The sequence below is a fragment of the Candidatus Alcyoniella australis genome, from assembly GCA_030765605.1.
GTDB lineage: Bacteria > Lernaellota > Lernaellaia > JAVCCG01 > Alcyoniellaceae > Alcyoniella > Alcyoniella australis.
The window spans coordinates 1-17,847 of record JAVCCG010000023.1; the positions used below are offsets into that span (position 1 = coordinate 1).

Sequence of the window (17,847 nt, forward strand, 5' to 3'; positions counted from 1 at the left end):
AGCAGATGCGCGCGGCCTTTCCCTACGACACTGCTCCGGGCCATCTCATCTTCGACCGGGACTCGATCTTCAGCGCCTACGTTGTCGCCGCCATCAAATCATTCGGCATCAAGCCGGTCCGCACCTCGTATCGCAATCCGTGGCAAAACGGGGTAGTCGAACGCTGGGTAGGCAGTTGCCGCCGCGAATTGCTGGATCATATCATAGTCTTCAACGAGCACCACGCCATGAGGCTGCTGAGCGAGTACGTCGGTTACTACAACGCCGACCGCTGCCACCTCACTCTGGGAAAAGATGCTCCCGAACCACGGCCCGTGCAGCACCGGTCTTCTTATGCCGCGCGGGTCATCGCCCTGCCGAGAGTCGGCGGCCTGCACCATCGCTACGAGTGGCGCGACGCGGCGTAGAATGCGGGTGTGTCGGGCTGACGGCAGGAAACTCCCATCGACGCCGGGGGTGTGTCCTGCCGGTGGTATTTCCACTTGAATTCGCGCCCGGGCCGATGCTCCCGCAAAAGCGACCACCGGCCGCCGATCAAAACCAGACGTCAAAGACCAAAATGGAGGAACGAGGGCATCAATCCGCGGGCGAAATCAGGCGCGATCTAATATTGGCGAGCCACACGTCGGGGAACTGGACGGGCGAGAAGAAGGGATGGTTGCTGATGGCTGAAGACAAGATCACCGTCCAGCGCGATGGCCAGAGTATCCGCATCCACATTCCGCTGAAGTTCAAGCGGCGCGGCGGACGGAAGGAAATCATCGTGCCGGACGGTCTCCCTTCATTCCAGCCGGGTCGCACGGCTTACCAGAAGCCATTGGTCATCGCCCTTGCGCGAGCCTATCAGTGGCAGCGCCTCCTCGACGAAGGCCGCGTCGCGTCGATCTCAGACCTTGCCAAGCGCCTGAAGGTCGATCACGCCTATGTAAGTCGACTGCTCCATCTGACCTTGCTGGCCCCGGACATCGTTGAAGCGATCATGAACGGAGAAGAACCGAGCGGTCTTTACTCTGGCAAAGCTCACCAAGCCGTTCCCGGTGCTGTGGGAGGAGCAACGTAGATGGTTTGAAATTTTTATAGCTCCCATGAAGTACTTTTATTAATAAATCAATCAGTTATCTTATTAATCACTAATCCTAACAATCCTCCTAGAAGAACCATTCCACCGCCAATCAAAAACGCTTCCAAATAACCATTTCCCAATGTTGAGAGCTTAAATGACGCAATAAACCCGGTCAACATTCCAACCAAGTGCCAATTCCCATCCAACGGTCCTTGGCGCACTTTCTCTCCAATATCATTTACTACCACTTTTTTTCTTTTATTATTGCTTCCAAAGCTTACTGGCATATCGCCATCATTACTTTTCTTGTCGCTCCCTTGTATACTTTTTGTCACAATAGAAGGACTTTTGCCGCATTTATCGATATTTTCTTTTGTCTGCACAATATCTGATGGACAAATCATTAATTCCTGGGTCTCATTCTCATTTGCTTCCCGAGTTTTTGCTATTAATGCTTTCCACTCTAATGACGCAATATACCAATATTCACCAATATTGGCGACAGGTAAGGAGAAGTATAAATAAAATTCGGGCAATTCCTTGCGATATGCCTTGCCATCCTTTCCTGATTGTAAAAAAGACTTTATTTCGATACTAATAGTAGCTAATATGATATTTTTTACATGACTGGCTACTGCAATATCTATATTTGAACTGGAAATAAAGAATTGCCCATCATTATTAATTGATAGAGCATTTAATATTGTAGCTTTAATCGACTCTAAAATATAATCACAATATTGACGATAGTTATTATAATTGTCGCCAATAGTGTCTCTTGATGATTGCAGAAGACATACATAAGAATTGAGGAGCAACTTGTTGTCGGTTGACAATATATTGCCAATGTATGCATTAATTGTATCATGATATGTCTTTCCGGATTTAGGAGTCCCAGCGAATAGTCTAATAGAAGTAAATATTATATAGATTATGCCAAGTAACCCCCCACCACAAGCGAATAAACATAAAGCAAAATCAAGGGTGCCACCTCTGGTATTGTTAAATGCATGCCAAAAACCGTGATTAACGAATTCATAATGAACAGCTCGACATCTATAGCCTGAAAGCAACAAATATACTGATACAGCAAGCAAAAAAAACCCGAAGGCGAAATGGGTAGCCAGATGTAAAATCCAATGCCTTATATTTTTTTTACCTACAAGAAGTAATGATTCCTCAGATTCACTTTCAAGGCTCAAGGAGTCTAAATCGAATGGGGCCACATTGACCTCCTGGGATAATAAGGGCTAAACCGGTATTCCCCATATCAACCGCTGACATGGAGTATTGCCGGTTCCGTTCGTGACAAAGACCGCCTCGGCGCTCAGGAGCGGTCAAAGTTACTGTTCGTGATGGCTGACACATACCGCTCTCAGTGCCCTTTGTCAATAGGAATCAAAGTGAAATTTATGTGCAAGTGATGATCCCTCTCCATCTCTCCAACTGCTTGCCATTGCACGGTTATTGATCGGACCTGCCCTCCGCCTTTTCGACGCCAGTATCGCTTGCTACTCCAAGCGTTCGCAGCTCGGAAAAAAGGGGCCTGTCCTAATATCACCACAATATCAACATCTTCTTTGCGATCGGACTTGATGGCCAAAGTCCGAACGACATGGAGAAAGAGAGAGAAAATGGGCGTTTTGGGGGCAAAATGTGCGCCTGGGGCAGCGAGCCAGTCCGATTGGAGCAGGCCGCCAGGCGCGGCGCGGAACATGGAAATTCCTTTTAGTTCATGCGGTTATACGCCACAAACAACAGTAGCCCCAAGGTGGGGCTACAGAACAGAGAGACAGTCCTTTTTAGGGGATTGTGGTGGAGGCGGGGGGAGTTGAACCCCCGTCCGAAGATCTTCAAACCGTGCTTCTACGCGCGTAGTCCGTTTTTTAATTTAGGAGCCTAAAGCGCGAACGGACACGCTCATCAGGCCCCGGTTCAGAATGGTTCTTATCCTTCCGCGCTCTGACAACTTGGAAGGACCAGCTCGCTTTAACGACGCCCCTTACACTGTCCACGAGCGAGGGCATGCGCAGGGACGGACTACTTAATTAAGCAGCCAGTGCCAGATTATTGTTGGCAATTAGTGTTTTGCGGCAGTTTAACGAGGCCACCGCACCTCGGCGCGCCACACGACCGTCAAATATCCCCGTCGAAACCGTGTCGCCCCCTAATTTTCAATGAGCAATCGAACTACAGAACAATTATACACCAGGCCTATGGAATGCGCCGGTTTTACTTCGGCCCTCTATTAAGACCCAGCTTCTTGATGATCGCGCCGAATTCCTCCTTGTCCTTGACCTGGATGAACTCGCGGTTGTTGACGAACACCGAGAAGTCGCCGCCCACGCCCAACTGCGCCGCGTCCTGGCTCACCTGCTTGAGCGCTCGATCCCCGTCCTCGCCCTCGGCCAGCTTCTTGATTTCGTCCGGATTCAGGCCCACGCCTGCCACGTATTCTTCCCAGTAGGTGCGGACCATGTTGTGGCAGCGATCCTTGAGATAGGCCAGGAAGCGGTCGGGATGGTGCTCCAAGATCATCAGCTGACGCTTAATCTCCTCGAGCTCGGCCGGCGATAACTCACTGACCGGCTGTCCGTTCTCGTCCAGCAGAGCATATGGCGAAAACACGAAATTATCGCCCATCTCGACGTTCATCCGCTGAATCAGATCGATGGTGTCCAGCAGCACCAGCGGCACGCGCTGGGAGTAAGGCATGTAATAGATCACCACCCTGCCCGGTACAGCCGGCCGATCGATATTGACGTTGGCGCCCACGCGCTCGGCCTTGAGCAGGTAGTGGTCCTGCTTCTTCTCCAAAACGTCCTCCTGGGTCAACATCTCGAACGGCTTGGTCTGTTCGACCTTTTTCTCAAACATGAACGCCGGCAGGTAGACGATGCCGTAGCTTTGGATCAGGCGTTCGCCCTCGGGCGTATCGGAACGGATCTCGTTGATCTTGAGGTTGGGAAAGAGCTTGCGTGTGGATTCCAGAACATGCTCGGCCGGTGATGTCAACGCAGCGTCGTAGGAGATCACGGTCATCTCGATCTCCATGGTTTCGGCATCGGCCAGCGGCTGCTCCTCATCGCCGCCGCAGCGCATGTTGCCCTGGGGCCCGTCGTTGTAGCTCAGCTCCATCGGCGGGTCGGAGCAGACTTTGGGCTTATTATCATCTTGAAGTTGGGCGCAAGCACGTTGGAAAAGGTCCATACTGCTGATTTTGCCCGAGTATTTGCTGCCGTCCACGAACAGCGCCGGGGAATAGTTGACGTTGCGCTCCTGTGACAGCGCCAGGTCGGCGCGTAACAGCTCATCGGCGCGGCCGCCCTCGATGCATTGCCGCAGCGCGTCAAGATCGATCCCCTGCTGCCCGGCGGCAGCCTCCCAGGTCAACGACTTATCCTCGATCATCGATACGACCATCGGCCAGGCCTTTTTCATATCGATCTCATCAACGCAGATCCACGAGCGGTTCAGATCGAGCTCTTTGGGACCGTGCAGCGAACGCAGCTGGCCCTCCTTCTCGCCGATCACAAAACGGACTTTAACGTTGACCCGATCACCCAGTGCGTCCTTTACCGGATCCATCAACAGGATCGCGTTGGTGCCAAACGGACACTGGCTCATCGCCCATAACTCTACGTCGATGATACCGTCGTTTGCAGTGGCCGGTGCCGGAGTCGGCGACGTGGTGGACGGCGTGGTCGAAGCAGTCTCTTCCTGCTCACTGCCATTGGGACAGCCGGCGAGCAGCAGCATGCTCAACACGATGATAATCACACGTGAAAAAGACATTATCTTCCTCGTCCGAGTTTGCATCTAATCCCTCCGTTTGGGCGGCACTAGCATTAGAATATAACCGTCTGAGAGTCAAGAGGACAAAGGCCTTGACACCCTTTATACGCCAGTGTTATAAACTTTTTGCTTAGTTTGACTGAGGAATCAATCAGCGTAGGATTTGTTTTCTGCGCAAGCAATTCGAATTAACCCAGACTACCTTCATCATTCCAAGGAAGGGGGAACCCCATGTCAGATTTGACCCCGAAAATGATCTTTGACGAGAAGATCCCTGAGAACCTGAAGAACGACCCGGGCAAGACGGCAGGCATGAACGCGGTCTACCAGTTCAACATCACCGGTGACAATGGTGGTTCCTGGTTCGTCGACCTGACTGTCGATCCGTCAGCCGTTGGCGAGGGCACCTCGGACAAGGCCAATTGCACCATTACCTGCACCGATGGCGACTTCGTCAACATCGTATCCGGTAAGCTCAACGGCCAGATGGCTTTCATGACCGGCAAGCTGAAAATCGCCGGAGACATGGGCCTGGCCATGAAGCTGCAGAAGGTGCTCGGCTAATCCGAGAACAACAAGCAGCCCAAGAAGGACGCCCGATCGGGCGTCCTTTTTTTTCATCGCCTCCCTACCCCCCGATGGTTTATAACTAACGCGTGCGTACCATCGCCTGGATAATCGCCGGAATCGTCACCCTGCTATTGCTGCTTCAGCTTCCCACGTTGCTGCCGCGCCTAGGAGACCGGCTGATCTTCGGCGGCATCTCCGGCTCGGAGCCTCCACTATCTTGCCCCGAGGGCATGTTGTTCATCCCCACCGAGGACAGCGGGTTCTGCATCGATCGCTTTGAGGCCCCAAACATCGAGGGCAAACTGCCGCTACGTGGCCTATCGATGGAACAGGCGCTGGAGTATTGCGCACAACGCGGCTCCCGGCTTTGCACCGAGGGCGAATGGTACCGCGCCTGCTCCGGCCCCCAGGGCAACGCCTCATACATCGGCGAGTGCGTTAATCCCAGTAGCGAACCCCAGATGTCCGGATCGCGTACGCATTGCTTCAGCCCCGAGGGCGTGGCCGACCTGTCGGGCAACATCCTGGAGTGGACCTCGGACGGTCAGCCCGATCCATTCGCATTCTTCCTCAAGGGCGGCTCGTACCTCACCCCCGATGGCTATACTTCGTGTGGGTATCAGGTGGTGGTGCTGCCCGGACAGTCCGGGCTGTCCAGACCCGATTTGGGAGTCAGGTGCTGCCGATAAGCGCGACGGTCCAATCCGCGTAGATCGACCAAGTAGTCAACGAACCCGACTATCGAGTACAGCACCAGCGCGCCGGGCGCCAAAGCCACTGCACCGAGCATCAGCGGCAGAATCCGCGAACGGCTCAAGCGCGTTGCGCCGTACCAGGCCACGCTCAATCCCTGCAGGGCAAAGGGGATTGCCAGGTAGAACATTCGCGCCTGTCGAATCTGCGGCGAACCGTGTCGGTCATACATCCACAGCAGTATCCCCAAAGGCAACACTATCAGCAGCTCAAGCCGTCCCAGCCGCCAATAAGAAAAACGGACCTTGCGCGCACGCGGACCGACCAGCGCCAGCAGCATCGTGCCGATAATCCCCGCTGTGGCGCGCACCATCACACCGGCGTTGGCCGCGGCCCAGGCGCCGGCCGGCGCCAACATCTGAGCCACGGTTTCACCCGATCCGGGTACCGCGCGCTCCACTGCCCAGGATGCAGCCAAGATCACACGGTTGCCCAGGTCGAGCATCCACAGCGCGGGCATATTCAGCGACAGCTGGTCGTAGTACCAGGTGTCCATGGCGCAGCAGGCGATTATCGCTCCGGCTGCCGCGCCTGCCAGAGGTGTGAAACCGCGCGCGGCGCCAAAGGCCAGCATGCCGCCCCATAGAATGTAGATCAGCGCCGAGCTGTAGGCCGTGGATTGAAATAGTATGTCCGGCGGGCTGAGTAGTGCGGCGAAACCGATGAGCAGCGGCAGGCCCAGCAGTAAACCCGAGGTCCAGCCGCCGCGAATGCGAAATACAAAAAACGACAGCCCGAACAGCAGCAGCAGCGGTCCGACCTGCGGTATCGGCCCGGCGAGAAACTCGTCGATCACCAGCTGCCAGCTCATGCGCCGTCCGCTCCGAGCTGCCGCAAGCTGCCGGCCCAGCCATCGACCTCCACGCGGGTTCCCGGCTCCAGCTTTGTCGCTCCGGGCAATCCGACGATCATCGGCAGTCCCATCTCGCGACACAGTTGCCCCAAATGGCACAGCGCCGATCCGGTCTCGCAAACTATCGCGGCCACCTTGAGTTGCCCGGCGTTGACCACGTCGGGCGAGGAGAGCACCAGGATGTCCCCTGCTTCAGCCTTTCCGGCCAGGGCCAGCCGCCCTCGCGCAATTCCGGGGCTGACTGCGATTCCCTGGGTGCCCTGTGGTCTGCGCAGCTCGCCATCCTCGGTCTCGATGATCGTCGGCCACGCGGACTGTGTGCGCCACGCTTCCATCTGCTCGCGGCGTTCATCCAGCGCCTCGACCGCTGGTAAATCGCGATTGAACGATTGCCGCAGCTCGTCCAGTCCGAGCAGGAATACGTCCTGCACGTCGGCCAGCAGTCCCTGCTCGACCAACTTGCGCCCATGAGCCAGCAGCAGCGAGCGCAACGCCGTAACGCCGCGCAGCAGCGTGTCCTTGGCGTTCTCACGCCATGAAGATGCGCGCACCGCAGCGTTAAAGGAACGCCTGAGTTGCCAACGCTCCCAGGGCACGAGGTGTCCTAGGGCAATCCCCTCACAGCGTTTTTCCAGCTCCTGACGCGCCTGCTCCAGGTCAAGGGATTCCTCCGACGCGGCGACCAACGGCAGCTCCATCTGCGGGTCGCTTTGGGGCCGCGGATTGGACAGCTCGATCTCGCCGGCGGCTCGATGACCCCAATCGTGCCGATAACACTCAATCTGCCCCGCGCGTTGAACCTCGTTGGCGTGTTCCAGCTCCTGACGCGCTCTGCGCCAGGCGTTCAGCGCGTTTTCCTCTACCCCGGCGATTGCCGATTGCAATAGATCATCAAGCTCGACGTGCCAGCGATCGGCGAGCAACCTCAAACCCGAGGCGTACTGATCGGCGAGGAACGTCCCCTCGACGTGCAGCGCCATTGCCCGCCGGTACACCAAATCGGCCAAAGCGCTGCAACGATTAAAGGCTCCCGCGTTCAGGCCGGCGTCCGCCAGACTTTGCGATGTTCGATCTATCTGTTGACGAAGATCGGTCAGCCGCGCATCCCAGTTGGCGCCGCGTCGCCCAATCCTCAACGAGGCAATCAGATTTCGCAGCTTACTTGAGAAGCGTCGCGAGTCGCGGTGCAGTTGGCCGATCAGCTCGGCGTCAACGTACGGCCTGCCCTCGATCCAGCGCATTGAGGGGCTGCCGGCGATCGATCCCAGGCCGGCAAGCTTCAACGGCAGTTCGAGCTGTTGCTCCACAGACAAACGGCCCTGGATCAGTTCGCGGCTCAGGGGGCTTAACGGCTCGCTGATTAACTCCACCGCGCCGGAGTTGATCCACAACCTTCCGCGAAGTTTGCGCGGTGCGGGTCTGACCTGCAGCGCGAACAGCTCCTGCGAGTCCTCGCTGCTGCACCACTCGACCTCCACCGGACCGTTGTAGCGGGCGGACTGCTCAAGCCCCAAAGCGACCAAGCGGCGTATCAGATCGCTGCTCAATCCGACAATCGCCCCAGCCGGCAAGCCGCGCGGTCCAACCTGTATGCGTCGGGCGCGCGCCGGCTCGTATACGTCTCCGGCACAGGCCTCGATCGTTACGCTGTCCAGCGCACCGCTGACCGGGTCTGCGGTCAGCATTCGGCCGATCCACGCACCGCCGACCAGTTGATGCACGAACAAGCCCAAGTTCTCGGGCAGCCCAGTGAAGGCCAGGTTACGCGCGCGATCGGAATAGGCCGAGCGCCATACCGATTCGATAGCGTGCTCCAGCTCCCGCACCCGCGTAATGCGGACACTGCGAAACACGCCCGATGCGGTACCGCTTTGTTGGTCCTCCACCGCAAAACTGGAACGCACCATCGCCTCGCCGCGGCCGACCTGCCGCCGATAGAAACGGACGATGCGCCGCATGGTGCGCGGCGGGATCTGAAACTGCATTCCGGCGTCCGATCGCTGGCTGCTGCGTTCGTGCAAGCGGCCGCTGATCGCAAATCCTTGGGGAATTTTGACATTGCTCCGCGATAGCACGCCCAGGCGAGCGGCTTTAGAGCCGAAATATTGCGCATCGCCTTGGACCAGTCGATCCAGCGGCAGCAGCATCGCACGCGGATGACTGATCCGGATCCAGACTCGGTGCAACAAGGCTCGTAGGGCCAGCAGCAGTGTCAAACAGACCAGCGCCGAGACGGTCAGCTCGAGCATTCCCGCGGCCTGGCCCGTGGCGCTGAAGTAGACCACGGCTGCGACCACCAGCAGCGCGCCAAGTCCGAGAATCAGCAGCAGCGCCCAGCTGAGCACGATCAGCACCGGCGCCAGCATCAGCAGGCCTACCAGTCCGAAAAACGGAAGGACGATCGTGGTCACAGCGCAAGCATCCTAATCCATTACAATCGGCCCGAGTAAACCAGCTTGCCGCCGATGTACAAGGCCTTGATCGCGATCTGCTCGATCCCGGACGGGTCGATGATCAGCGGGTCCGCGTCTAGGACGCACAGGTCCGCGTCGAGCCCGGGCTCGATCGTTCCCCGAGCGCGTTCCTCAAACACCGAACGCGCGCCGCCCAGGGTGAATATCCGTAGCGCCTCGTAGGGAGTAAGCGCCTGATCGCGGTTGGGATGGTTGATCGCCATCGCGATTCCGCGCAACGGATTGATCGGGCTCACCGGCGCGTCCGATCCGCCGGAAATATCGATCCCGGCCTTGAGGTAGGAGCGCAGCGGCAGGTATCCGGCGAAACGTTTCTTCCCCAGAGTTTTTTGTAAATAGGCGGTGGGTGTGGTCGGCATATCCAAGAACGCCGGCTGCACCCCCAGGTGCACGCCGAGCTTTGCCATGCGCTCGATCTGCTCGGTTCGCGGCATCTCGCAATGCTCGATGCGCATCCGATGGTCGGCCCGCGGATGCTCGGCCAGCACACTGCCGTAGACCCGCAGCGCCTGCTCGATCGCCCGGTCGCCGATGGCGTGCAGCGCCACCTGCATCATCGCCAAATGGGCTCCTTCGACGAATGCGCGCACCTTCTCGTCCGAATGGTAGAGCAGACCGTTGGTATCCGGCCTGTCGCAAAACGGCTCGGACAGTGCCGCGGTATGCGAGCTTAAGCTGCCGTCCAGGGCCATCTCAAAACAGCCGCCCGCCCTGCCCTGACCCACGCGTTTGACCCGTCGCAAATCGAACGACTGAACGAAGATCCGCAGCCGCGGTCGGTCGAACAGTCCGGCAACGCGCGCCGCAAGCACGTCAATGTCGAACGGCACTTGGAAGCCTTCGAGGCAAACCGCAGTTCCCACGCCGCGCGAGAGCGCGTGGCGCGACACAGCGCGCAGTGCCCTGACGATCGAGCGGCGCGCTACCGCCGTTTGGCTGAGCTTAAGCGCCTCGGTGTGGGCCTCGCCCACCAACTGACCGGCATCGGCATCCAGGCCGCGCAGATCGGCTGGCAGCTCCAGCTTGCGCAGGGCCGCACTGTTGACTGCGCAGCCGTGGCCATCGGCCCGTTCGAGCAGCAACGGCGAATCTGAGACCCAGCGGTCGAGTTCCTCGCGCGAGGGCAGCCGCCCCTCGGGCATCGAATTGTCGGCCGCGCCCAGCCCGACCAGCCACGCGCCGCGTCCTCGCTCCTTGCGCGCCTTAGCCACGATCCGCCGCAGGTCCTCGTGGTTCTTAGCTTGATCGAACCGCAGGCCGATCAACATCAGCCCCGCACCCAGCCAGTGGGTGTGCGAATCGACGAACGCCGGCACTACCGTGGCCCCATGCAGATCGACCACTTTGGCGTAGGCGCGCAGCTCGCGTTCAACGCGATCGGCAACCGCGACGATCCGGCCACCTTCGAGTGCGATCTCTTGCGCCCGATTCTGCGGTCCGGTCATCGGGATCACGTTGGCGTTGGTCAACAGCGTCAGGCGCGACATCGTCTCATCTCGGCCAAATATCGCCGTTGGGGTAGCGAATGCTGATCTTGTCGCCGACCTTGATGCCGGCGGTTTTAAACGCGCCCTGGTTGACCTCCAACGCCATCAGCGCCGGGCCGGAACTGATGTGAGAATCGAGGGTCAGCGGCTGCATCTGCTGGATGTCGATAATAATCCCCTGTTTGTCGATATAGGCGATCGACAGCGGCAACAAGGTGTTCTTCATCCAGAACGACAACGGACGGGTGTACTCGAACACGAACAGCATGCCGCACTTCTCGCAGAGCTCCTCGCGTTCCATCAGTCCGCGCTGACGTTGTTCGGGGCTGAAAACCACCTCGACCTTGAACTCGTTCTCGCCGATGACAACAACGGCGTCAGGCGGTCGCCCTTGGGCTAAGGAACCCTGGGGCAGCGTCAGCGCCAGCAGGATCAGCAGGGCCGGGATCTTCCTGTACATCGCGGCGATTCTACGGCAGACAAGGCCGCGGCGCCAGGATCGAATCGGGCGATCCCCCTATCCTGAGTCCGCCACTATTCTTGACGCGCCGCATTATATCCGCTATCGATAGGACTCGTTGGGGGCGGCGATTGCGCCGCCCTTTTAGCATGGCGACCGACGGTGGACTTGATGACTGAATCAGAACGGATCGAACAACTGCGGCGTACTATTTACGATCCGCGCGACGAACGTGACGCCTGTGGTGTGGGCTTCGTGGTTAGACTCGACAACGACGCACGCCACGAGGTCGTGGAACAGGGGATTCAGGCCCTGGTCAACCTCGAGCATCGCGGCGCGGTCGGCGGGGACAGCGCCACGGGCGACGGCGCGGGCCTGCTGTTCAAGCTTCCCGACCGGTTTTTGCGCACGGCTGTCCGGCAGCTGGGGTTCGTTCTGCCGCCGTTGGGCGACTACGGACTAGGGATGATCTTCGCGCCGCAGGATCGATCGACGGCCGATAAGTGCATCGCAGCACTGGAAAACGCTGCGGACCTGCGCGGCTGCCGTGTTTTAGGCCGGCGCGAGGTGCCCACCGACCTATCGTGTCTGGGCGAGGACGCCCGACGCACCTGCCCGCGCATCGTGCAACTGTTTCTCGAACGCGGCTCGATCGACCCCGCTGATTTCGAGCGCGAGCTGTACATCGTCCGCCGTCTGGCGGAAAAACAGATCGAATCCCAAAACGATGCGGGCATGGACGGATTCTACGTGGCGAGCCTGTCGTGCCGCACAGTGGTCTACAAGGGGCTGCTAACTGCCTCACAGCTCCCACAGTTCTATCGCGACCTAAGCGACCCCGAGTTGGTCAGCCCCTACGTACTGATCCACCAGCGTTACTCGACCAACACCTTGCCGACCTGGGCCCTGGCACAGCCCTTCCGCTACTCCGCGCACAACGGCGAGATCAACACTCTGCGCGGCAATATCAATCAGCAGCGCGCCCGTGAGGGCTCTTTGAGTTCCAAGCTTTTTGGCGACGATCTGCGCCACGTGCTGCCGGCCCTGGACGAACGCGGCAGCGACTCCTCGATCTTCGATAACATGCTCGAGCTGCTGGTGCGCACCGGGCGCAACATCCCGCACGCGATGATGATGATGATCCCCGAGGCCTGGGGTCCACGTTACATCATGAGCGCCGACAAGCGTGCGTTCTACGAGTATCACTCCGCAATACTCGAACCCTGGGACGGCCCGGCGGCACTGATGTTCTGCGACGACCGCTACATCGGCGCGACGCTGGATCGCAACGGGCTGCGACCGGCGCGCTACACGATCACCAGCGACGGCCTGGTGGTGATGGCCTCCGAGACCGGCGTGCTCGACATCGAGCCCGAACGCATCGCGCGTCGCGGCCAGCTCCAGCCGGGCCGGATGTTCCTGATCGACCTGCAACAAAAACGGGTGATTCCGGATCACGAGATCAAGTCCAAAGTCTCGCGTGCCAAACCCTACCGCCATTGGCTCAACAAGAACATCGTCGAGCTCAAGCGACTGTTCCAGCCGGCCTCTGCGCCGCGCGTGTCCGAGGAGCGGATGCGAATGTTGCACCAGGCCTTCGGCTACAGCTCCGAGGAGCTCAAGCTGGTCCTGAATCCGATGGCCTCCTGGGCCCAGGAGCCGGTGGGCTCGATGGGCAACGACACCGCCCTGTCGGTGCTGGCCGACCGCCCGCAGCTGTTGTTCAACTACTTCAAGCAATTGTTCGCTCAGGTTACCAACCCGCCGATCGACCCGCTGCGCGAGGAGCTGGTGATGTCGCTGCTGGGCTGGGTCGGCGGACACGGCAATCTGCTTGAAGAGACGGCCGAGCAATGCCGTCGACTCAAGCTCTTCCATCCGATTCTCACGCCGGACGATTTGAACCTGCTGCGCATGGGCCGGATGAACAACCTGCGTACCGCTGACATCGACATGTTGTTCAACGTGGACGATGACCCGAACGCTCTGGAGCAAGGACTGGAACGGATGTTCGCCGACGCTCTGGCAGCGATCGAGGACGGCGCGGACCTGCTGGTTCTCAGCGACTGGAACCTCAACCGCAATAAGGCGGCAATTCCCTCGCTGCTGGCCCTAGCCGGGCTGCATCATGAACTGATCCGCCGCGGGCTGCGCAACCGGGTCAGCCTGATCGTCGAGACCGCCGAGGCGCGCGAGGTCGGTCACTTCGCCCTGCTCGTCGGCTACGGCGCCAATGCCGTGTGCCCCTATGCGGCAATGCTGACGATCACCTCGCTGGTGCTCGGAGGCAGGCTCGAGCGGCCGGGGCTGGACTCGGACCACGCGGTGGATCACTACATCACTGCGTTAAAGAAGGGTCTGCTCAAGACCTTCAGCCGGATGGGCATCTCCACACTGCGTTCCTATTGCGGAGCGCAGATTTTCGAGGCCGTGGGTCTTGATCAAGGATTGATCGAACGCTATTTCACCGGCACCTCCTCGCGCATCGGCGGCATCGGTTTGGATCAGATCGCACGGGAAGCCCTGGCCCGCCATCAACGAGCGTTCCCGGACAACGGCCGGACGCAGAGGCTGCTCGACTGCGGGGGCAACTACCGCTATCGCGTGGGAGGCGAACGCCACCTGTGGACCCCGGAGGCGATCTACAAGCTGCAGCACGCCGTGCGCAGCGACGACTACGCTGTCTATAAGCAGTACGCCGAGCTGATCAACGACCAGTCACAGGGCCGCGCCACACTACGCAGCATGTTCGAATTCAAGCCCGGCGAAGCAGTGCCGCTGGACCAGGTCGAGCCGGTCGAGTCGATAGTCAAACGCTTCGTCTCGGCTGCGATGTCGTTTGGCAGCCTCAGCCGCGAGGCGCACGAGGCTCTGGCCGTGGCGATGAACCGCTTGGGCGGTCGCAGCAATTCCGGCGAGGGGGGCGAGGACCCGGCGCGCTACACGCCGCTGCCCAACGGCGACAGCAAGTGCTCAAGGATCAAGCAGATCGCCTCGGGCCGCTTTGGCGTAACAACCGAATACCTGCTCAACGCCGAGGAACTGCAGATTAAAATCGCTCAGGGCGCCAAACCCGGTGAGGGCGGACAGCTGCCAGGGCACAAAGTCAGCGATGAAATTGCACGTGTGCGTCACACTACCCCCGGCGTGACCCTGATCTCGCCTCCTCCGCACCACGACATCTACTCGATCGAGGATCTGGCTCAGCTGATCTACGACCTTAAATGCGTCAAGCCCGGCGTGCGCGTCTCGGTCAAGCTGGTTTCCGAGATCGGCGTGGGCACAGTGGCCTCGGGCGTGGCCAAAGCCCAGGCCGACGGGGTGCTGATCTCCGGCTCGGACGGCGGCACCGGCGCCTCGCCGCTGACCGCGATTATGCACGCCGGCGCTCCGTGGGAGCTCGGCTTGGCCGAAACCCAACACTCGCTGGTGTACAACCGCCTGCGCGATAAGGTGCGCGTCCAGGTCGACGGTCAGCTCAAGACCGGCCGCGACTGCGTTATCGCCGCACTGATGGGCGCCGAAGAGTTCGGTTTCGGCACAACTGCGCTGGTCTGCCTGGGCTGCGTAATGATGCGTAAGTGCCACACCGATACGTGTCCGGTTGGCGTGGCCACGCAGAACCCGGAGCTGCGCGGTCGTTTCGCAGGCAAACCTGAGTACGTCGAACATTTCCTACGCTTCATCGCCCAAGATATGCGCGAGCTGATGAGCGAGCTGGGCTTCCGCAGCGTCGACGAGATGGTCGGTCGCAGCGACCATCTGAGCTTTGCCCCGGCGCTGGAGCACCACAAGGCGCGCGGTCTGGACCTCAGCGCCCTGCTGATCCCAGCCCACTCCGACGTCGGTACGCCGCTGCGCTGCACCAGCCTCGAGCCGCGCGTTGCGACCTGCGATTTCGACAACGATTTGATCGCTTCGGCTCAACCGGCGTTGCGATCGCGCGAGCGCGTGGCCATCGAACGCGAAGTACGCAACGTACACCGCGCGGTTGGCGCACGGCTTTCCGGAGAGCTGGTCCGGCTGCACGGCCCATCGGGCCTTGAGGACGGCACGATCGATATAACGCTCAACGGTTCCGCCGGGCAGAGCTTGGGCGCGTTTCTTGCCCCGGGGATCAACCTGCGAGTCCACGGCGACGCCAACGACTACATGGCCAAGGGGATGTCCGGCGGCCGGATCGTGCTCACTCCGCATAACAAGACCCGCTTCCGCCCGCACGAGAACGTGATCGTCGGCAACGTAGTGCTCTACGGAGCCACGGGCGGAGAGGTTTTCATCGCGGGAAGGTCCGGAATACGCTTTGCCGTTCGCAACTCCGGCGCACGTGCAGTCGTCGAAGGTATGAGCGACCACGGCTGCGAATACATGACCGGCGGGACCGTGGTCGTGCTGGGCTCCACCGGCTGGAACTTCGCCGCCGGAATGAGCGGGGGCGTGGCCTACGTCTACGACGAAAACCAACTGTTCGACACGCGCTGCAACTTGGATATGGTCGAGCTCGAGACCGTCTGGGCCGGAGAAGACGTGGATGTGTTGCGCTCGATGATCGAAAACCATCTGCGCTATACCAACAGCCCACGCGCACGGGAGATGCTCGATAACTGGGAGGACCGCCTGCCGCTGTTCGTCAAGGTGATCCCGTTGGACTACAAGCGGGCCATCGAGCGCATCCGCATCGACCAGGACTTTGCCGACGACTCGCTGTCCGCCACCGAGGAGGTTTACGATGCGTAAATCCTCCGATGGCTTCCTGCGCTACGAGCGTCGCGATGCGCCCAAGCGGCCGGTCGATCAGCGGCTGGGCGATTGCGCCGAGATCGAGCTCGACCTGCCTTCGGATCAGCTCGTGCAACAGGCGGAGCGCTGCATGGACTGCGGCATTCCTTTCTGTCACAGCTACGGCTGTCCGGTAAACAACAGGGTTCCCGAGTTCATCGAATTGGCGCACCAGGGCTTCTGGCGCGACGCGCTGGAGCTGCTGCACTCGACCGACAACTTCCCGGAAATCACCGGCCGGGTCTGCCCCGCGCCTTGCGAGACCGCCTGCACCCTGGGAATCAACCAGCCGCCGGTGACCATCCGCCAGATCGAACTGCGGATAGTGGAACGCGGATTTGACGAAGGTTGGATCAAGCCCGAGCCCGCGCTGGAGCGCACTGGCCGCAAGATCGCGATCATCGGCTCGGGACCGGCCGGGCTGGCCGCTTCGCAACAACTGGCTCGTCTGGGACACAGCGTAACGTTGTTCGAACGCCAGGACCGCATCGGCGGGCTGATGCGCTACGGTATTCCCGACTTCAAGCTCGACAAAAAGGTGCTCGACCGCCGACTGAAACAGCTCGCCGCCGAGGGAGTGATCTTCGAGACCGGCGTGGACGTGGGGGTCGACATCTCGGCCAATTACCTTGATCGCAGTTTCGACGCCGTACTGCTCACCGTGGGCAGCGGGGTGCCGCGCGATCTGCCACTGCCCGAACGCGACGCCGCGGGCATCCACTTCGCCATGGAGTTCCTCTGCCAACAAAATCATCTTGTGTCCGGCAACGACCTTTCCGGCCAACAGCGCCTGAGCGCCGAGGGCAAGAACGTCGTGGTGATCGGCGGCGGCGATACCGGATCGGACTGTATCGGTACGGCCAACCGCCAGCACACCGCGTCGGTGACTCAAATCGAATTGCTGCCCCGTCCGCCGCAGCAGCGTCCTGCTGAAAACCCATGGCCGACCTGGCCACAGGTGTTGCGCAGTTCCAGCTCCCACGAGGAGGGTTGCGAGCGGATGTGGTCGATCGGCACCAAGCGCTTCATCGTCGAACAGGAACGGGTCAGCGGACTGAGCTGCGTACGCCTCGAATGGAGCGTCGCGGAAGACGGCCGCCGGACCTTCCGCGAGATCCCCGGCAGCGAGTTCCAGATCAAGGCCGAGCTGGTACTGCTAGCCATGGGCTTCGTACATCCGGAGCAAGGTCCGCTGGTCCACCACTGGGCTCTTACGCTGGACCAGGCCGGCAACATCGCCGTTGACCAGCAGATGAGCAGCTCGCGTCCAGGAGTGTTCGTGGCCGGAGACGCGGCGCGCGGCGCATCGCTGATCGTACACGCCATTGACAGCGGCCGCCGGGCGGCCGCGGCTATCGACGAATATCTGGGCTAGCTTTCGTCCTGCAGGTTGGCGAAAACAAACCGCTCGTCCTGCAGCAGACGCACGCAGGCGTCGACCACATCGGCCTGATAGAGCTTACCGCTGTTCTGCTTAATCTCCTCAATCGCCGAGTCCAGGCCGATCGCCAGCCGATAGGGCCGGTGGTGGTACATCGCTTCGACCACGTCGGCCACAACCAGGATCCGCGCCTGAAACAGGATCTGTTCCCCTTCCAAACCGTTGGGATAGC

General features: G+C 60.0%; 13 protein-coding genes and 1 other RNA gene. 6 read left to right on the forward strand and 8 right to left on the reverse strand.

The genetic code is table 11. The features are described 5' to 3' along the window. The coding region (locus P9M14_03020) for an integrase core domain-containing protein (GenBank protein MDP8254697.1) at positions 1-407 on the forward strand (407 nt) is incomplete at its 5' end. 257 nt (positions 408-664) lie between these two features. Further along, complete coding sequence (locus tag P9M14_03025; GenBank protein MDP8254698.1) at positions 665-1,060, forward strand: hypothetical protein; 396 nt, start codon at positions 665-667, stop codon at positions 1,058-1,060. A 47-nt stretch (positions 1,061-1,107) separates the two neighbouring features. Here the strand turns inward: P9M14_03025 and P9M14_03030 are convergent, their stop codons facing one another. From P9M14_03030 to P9M14_03040, 3 genes are all read right to left on the reverse strand, one after another. After that, positions 1,108-2,289 (reverse strand): hypothetical protein, encoded by a 1,182-nt coding sequence (locus P9M14_03030; GenBank protein MDP8254699.1) that lies wholly within the window; start codon positions 2,287-2,289, stop codon positions 1,108-1,110. Positions 2,290-2,876: 587 nt separating this feature from the next. Continuing rightward, positions 2,877-3,231, reverse strand: a transfer-messenger RNA (tmRNA) gene (gene ssrA, locus P9M14_03035). Positions 3,232-3,295: 64 nt separating this feature from the next. Next, positions 3,296-4,858, reverse strand: coding sequence for a hypothetical protein (locus P9M14_03040; GenBank protein MDP8254700.1), 1,563 nt, complete (start codon positions 4,856-4,858; stop codon positions 3,296-3,298). Positions 4,859-5,089: 231 nt separating this feature from the next. Between P9M14_03040 and P9M14_03045 the strand changes: the two genes are divergently transcribed. Together P9M14_03045 and P9M14_03050 are read left to right on the forward strand one after the other, a co-directional pair. Next, positions 5,090-5,422 carry an SCP2 sterol-binding domain-containing protein gene (locus P9M14_03045; protein ID MDP8254701.1) on the forward strand — a complete coding sequence of 111 codons (333 nt, stop codon included), beginning with the start codon at positions 5,090-5,092 and terminating at the stop codon, positions 5,420-5,422. Positions 5,423-5,514: 92 nt separating this feature from the next. Next, positions 5,515-6,117, forward strand: a complete 603-nt coding sequence (locus tag P9M14_03050; GenBank protein ID MDP8254702.1) for an SUMF1/EgtB/PvdO family nonheme iron enzyme — start codon at positions 5,515-5,517, stop codon at positions 6,115-6,117. Here P9M14_03050 and P9M14_03055 read toward each other — a convergent pair. The 4 genes from P9M14_03055 to P9M14_03070 are packed head-to-tail and all read right to left on the reverse strand — an operon-like array spanning position 6,048 to position 11,455. Continuing rightward, positions 6,048-6,992, reverse strand: a complete 945-nt coding sequence (locus tag P9M14_03055) for a hypothetical protein (protein MDP8254703.1) — start codon at positions 6,990-6,992, stop codon at positions 6,048-6,050. The genes P9M14_03050 and P9M14_03055 overlap by 70 nt on opposite strands. Further along, complete coding sequence (locus P9M14_03060) at positions 6,989-9,445, reverse strand: PEP/pyruvate-binding domain-containing protein (GenBank protein ID MDP8254704.1); 2,457 nt, start codon at positions 9,443-9,445, stop codon at positions 6,989-6,991. The genes P9M14_03055 and P9M14_03060 overlap by 4 nt, the downstream gene beginning before the upstream one ends. A gap of 20 nt (positions 9,446-9,465) precedes the next feature. Further along, positions 9,466-10,995 carry an amidohydrolase gene (locus P9M14_03065; protein MDP8254705.1) on the reverse strand — a complete coding sequence of 510 codons (1,530 nt, stop codon included), beginning with the start codon at positions 10,993-10,995 and terminating at the stop codon, positions 9,466-9,468. 4 nt (positions 10,996-10,999) lie between these two features. Further along, complete coding sequence (locus P9M14_03070) at positions 11,000-11,455, reverse strand: DUF192 domain-containing protein (GenBank protein MDP8254706.1); 456 nt, start codon at positions 11,453-11,455, stop codon at positions 11,000-11,002. 171 nt (positions 11,456-11,626) lie between these two features. Here P9M14_03070 and gltB point away from each other — a divergent pair, with 171 nt between their 5' ends. Beyond that, the gene (gltB, locus tag P9M14_03075) at positions 11,627-16,192 is read left to right on the forward strand and encodes a glutamate synthase large subunit (protein ID MDP8254707.1); all 4,566 of its coding nucleotides are present in this window, start codon (positions 11,627-11,629) and stop codon (positions 16,190-16,192) included. Next, on the forward strand, positions 16,185-17,609 hold the full coding sequence (locus P9M14_03080; GenBank protein MDP8254708.1) for a glutamate synthase subunit beta: 1,425 nt from the start codon (positions 16,185-16,187) through the stop codon (positions 17,607-17,609). Before gltB ends, P9M14_03080 begins: the two co-directional genes overlap by 8 nt. Here P9M14_03080 and P9M14_03085 read toward each other — a convergent pair. Continuing rightward, positions 17,606-17,833, reverse strand: coding sequence for a hypothetical protein (locus P9M14_03085; protein ID MDP8254709.1), 228 nt, complete (start codon positions 17,831-17,833; stop codon positions 17,606-17,608). The two genes, P9M14_03080 and P9M14_03085, sit on opposite strands and share 4 nt — an antisense overlap. Positions 17,834-17,847 lie beyond the last annotated feature (14 nt).